Raw genomic sequence first — 3,470 nt, forward strand, 5'->3', positions numbered from 1 at the left:
TCATAACTATATGCTGCTGGCATGCTTACCATCACTACTATAAATCCATATCTTACCTTTTTTGGACTATTATGAGAAGTGCTATAACTAGAGAGAAGCAAAATTTAGACAAGAGAGCAAAAAGATTGGATCAGAAAGTAAATGAGTCAGAAGCTGAGAGAGAATCTCTTCTTGAAGAAAAAAAATCTTTAGAGAAAAAATTAGAAACAGCAAAGAATCGTACGTTTGAAATAGACAATGAATTGGACAAAACAAGAAAGGAAATAGGTAAGCTTAATGAGCAGGAAGAGAAATTAAAACTTGAAATCTCATGTTTAAAGAAACAGTTGGAAGAAAGAAGTAGATTTATTGCAAAGCTGAAGATGGAAGTGGATGATAATAAACATTTAGAGCTAGAGAATAAGGGGTTGAATGATAGAATAGAAACGTTACGTGAAGTACAAAAGGCACTACGTGAGAAAAAACATGAACTTAGTGAAAAAGTAGAGGCATTGAATAAGGAAAAAAATAAACTTTCTAAAGAAGTAGAGGAATTACGTGAAGAACAAGAAAGGCTGCATGCAAACTTAGATAAGCTACAATGTAAAATTAAAGAGGTCAACAAAGAAAAGAAAAATTTATCTAAAGAATTAAAAGAGAAATTTGAAGAGTTAGATGAAGCAAATGGTTTAATTAAAAATCAATCTTTTGAGTTAGATGGGATAAGAAAAGATTGTAATAATGAAGTAAAAAGTTTAAGAAATTCACTTTTAGAACGAGACAGTCAAATAGAAGATTTTTTGAAAGAGAAAGAAAAACAAGTGAATTTTGCGCAACTGTTGATAAGATGCGTAACAGACAATATAGAAGAACCAATAAGAAATAATGATGGAAAAGCAATATTAGATACGATTCAAATATTAAAGTCTGCGTTACAAGGAGAAATTGCACGGCTTTTGCCAGACGAAACGCCTTCTTCTTCGCTGGAAGATCTTGGATATGAATCATTATTTGTCAGTCGCTCATCCACTCCGATCAAATTGCCAGATTTACCGTGGACAGAACGTTGTAAACGCAGTCAATTTCGGAATGTAGAACTTGACAATACAACAATTAGTCTTATTGTAAAATAAATCATGCAAGATAATGAACCCAATAATATGTGCACTGGATACACAAGACTTAAATGAGGCTATTTCTCTAGCTAATGCTCTGCGTGGTAAAGTTGGCATGGTAAAGCTGGGATCAGAATTTTTTGCTGCTCAAGGTCTTTCTGGAGTGCAAGAAGTTGCAAAATGCAATGTACCAATTTTTTTAGATCTGAAATTGCATGACATTCCAAACACTGTAGCTAAAACAGTTGAAGTAATAAAAGTTCTGAACGTTGAAATGTTAACTCTGCACATCAGCGGTGGAACAAAAATGCTTGAAGAAGCGCTAAGTGTAGTGCAAGGCACAAAAATAAAGCTGATTGGAGTGACAGTGCTAACTAGTATGAGCAATGAGGATTTAAACGAGCTTGGAGTAGCAAGAGAGGCAAAATCACAGGTAATTTTGCTTGCAAAGCTTGCAAAAAAGATTGGACTCCATGGAATAGTCTGTTCTGCACTAGAAGCTCAAGAAGTGCGCCGAGAATGCGGTGAAGACTTTAAAATTATTACTCCAGGAATTCGTATAGATCCAGGTCATGACGACCAAAAAAGAACAGCAACACCAAAAGAAGCAATAAATTCAGGAGCTGATTATATCGTCATTGGCAGACCCATTACAAAAACTACAAGTAGTGCGGAGCTAATATTGAAATCCATGAAAGAATTTTAATATAATAACTTAATTTATAAAAATACTAACATATTAATTAGGAATAAGCATGAGTAATATCAATAGAATAATACGCGAAGTAATCAAGGAATTCCGCTCAAAATTACCAGATAAGGAAATAGAGGAATATTCTGGCAAATTGAATAAGCTACATATCTACCAGTGCAATAAGCATATAATAGAAAATAAGAAGCTATATCATTATACAATAAATGGGAAAACCCATGCTATGGGTCAGCATGGGCATAATTTTGTCAAGAGTTTAGAAGTTATCTTGAGGAATAAGCCACAAATTTCCTTAGAAGAGGTAATTGATTTTATGGAAAAAATAATTAATTTTGGTATTGATAGTTGTTATGGAGCATTTGAGATGATATTTGAATCTCGCTCTGGTGTTACAATAGATGATGCAGTTAATTTTGTAAAAGATAGCTTATCTAGTAAATTTTATGGATTCCATGGCAGTGGGATTTTCAAAGTAATATTAGAACTTAATCCAGAGAGCTCTCTTGAAGAGATAGAGAAACAATTTAGCAAAGTAGTAGATCCTTACTTTCTTAATGCTTGGAGTCGAGAAAGTGAAAGGGCTTTTGCTAAGATATGTAGGTTATGTAGAGAAGGACATGTGGAGAATATGCAGAAATTTGATTTTAGCAATTTTAATTTAGATCAAGATAGTGCTGGAGCATTAAGAGCACTGTTACAGTATTGTGTTGACGTTTCTAATCAAAAAGCTTTAGGTGATTCACATGAATTGCATAGAGAAGAGATGGAGGGGATATATAAATTTGATGATAATTACGATTTAAATTTAGATAGTGATCATAATGATAGTATCTGGCATTGAAATTATACTACAATAATAAAATAACTGGATAAAAATTATCACCAAAAAAATTCAAAAAAGTGCTTGACATAAAAGAACGAACATTATATAGTGTCGTTATCTTTTATTTTACCTCGCTTAATTTAATTACTGGATTAAGCTTACAGTACTAAGCGTGGCACAAAGTGCCACGCTATTTTTCGGTTTACATTTTCAACAGATAAAAAATGGTGCCATTTCAGTGCCAAGCACATAACTGTACGAACATTCATTTTTAAAGGTAAATTGCACAACAGATGATGTCATTCCAGTGCTTGACACTGGAATCCAGAAATTTTGCTTATAACTGAGCTGATGAGCTAAAGGTAGTTGTCTTACGCTAAAACAAACGTTTTTAATTAAGTTGCATAGAAGCTGGATCCCAGTGGGCTTTGTTGCATCGCTCTTCGGATAGTAGGTAACGCACAATAAATTTATGAAGCTATCTCAAATTTAGCCATACCAATATCAGTGAACTTATTGAGCAAATAGCATTTAACAAGTAGTTCCTTCTCTCTATTTGTCTCAGATTTATTCCTAAAACTAAACCAGAATGTTTGTTTCAGTCGCGAGAAAAAACTTTCTATATAAGATCTTTTTCCATAACTCATCTCTTTTTTCCACTTCTTTATACCATCTTCATCATATGACCTTATGAGCTTGACTGCAGAATTTCTCTCAGCCATATAGTCTAACTTTGGATGCTCTGCTGCGTTGTTTTTCGGAGGAATTTTCGTTTTTATACCATATTGATTACACAGCTTATAGAGCTTTTCTCTGTCATATGCCCTATCTGCATATAGTA

At 33.4% G+C, this 3,470-nt stretch carries 5 protein-coding genes; 3 read left to right on the forward strand and 2 right to left on the reverse strand.

Annotated elements, in window-relative coordinates; genetic code table 11:
• The 3 genes from OZD66_RS01710 to OZD66_RS01720 form a co-directional block, all read left to right on the forward strand.
• On the forward strand, positions 1–1,112 hold a 1,112-nt coding region (locus OZD66_RS01710), incomplete at its 5' end, for a coiled-coil domain-containing protein (RefSeq protein WP_275022032.1).
• Positions 1,113–1,125: 13 nt separating this feature from the next.
• Positions 1,126–1,800 (forward strand): orotidine-5'-phosphate decarboxylase, encoded by a 675-nt coding sequence (gene pyrF, locus OZD66_RS01715; protein WP_182366640.1) that lies wholly within the window; start codon positions 1,126–1,128, stop codon positions 1,798–1,800.
• Positions 1,801–1,849: 49 nt separating this feature from the next.
• The gene (locus OZD66_RS01720) at positions 1,850–2,647 is read left to right on the forward strand and encodes a hypothetical protein (protein WP_007548904.1); all 798 of its coding nucleotides are present in this window, start codon (positions 1,850–1,852) and stop codon (positions 2,645–2,647) included.
• Positions 2,648–2,839: 192 nt separating this feature from the next.
• Here the strand turns inward: OZD66_RS01720 and OZD66_RS01725 are convergent, their stop codons facing one another.
• Entirely contained in the window at positions 2,840–3,094 is a 255-nt protein-coding gene (locus tag OZD66_RS01725) for a hypothetical protein (RefSeq protein ID WP_275022035.1), read from the reverse strand.
• Between the two features lie 5 nt (positions 3,095–3,099).
• Positions 3,100–3,470 (reverse strand): transposase (locus tag OZD66_RS01730; protein WP_338061736.1); only part of this gene is annotated, 371 nt, incomplete at its 5' end.

The sequence above is a fragment of the Wolbachia endosymbiont of Drosophila baimaii genome, from assembly GCF_028982185.1.
In the GTDB taxonomy this organism is placed as follows: domain Bacteria; phylum Pseudomonadota; class Alphaproteobacteria; order Rickettsiales; family Anaplasmataceae; genus Wolbachia; species Wolbachia pipientis.

Bases quoted from the DNA above. Each gene is read 5' to 3' on its own strand.
- OZD66_RS01720 (WP_007548904.1), top strand. From the start codon at position 1,850: ATGAGTAATATCAATAGAATAATACGCGAAGTAATCAAGGAATTCCGC.
- pyrF (WP_182366640.1), top strand. From the start codon at position 1,126: ATGAACCCAATAATATGTGCACTGGATACACAAGACTTAAATGAGGCT.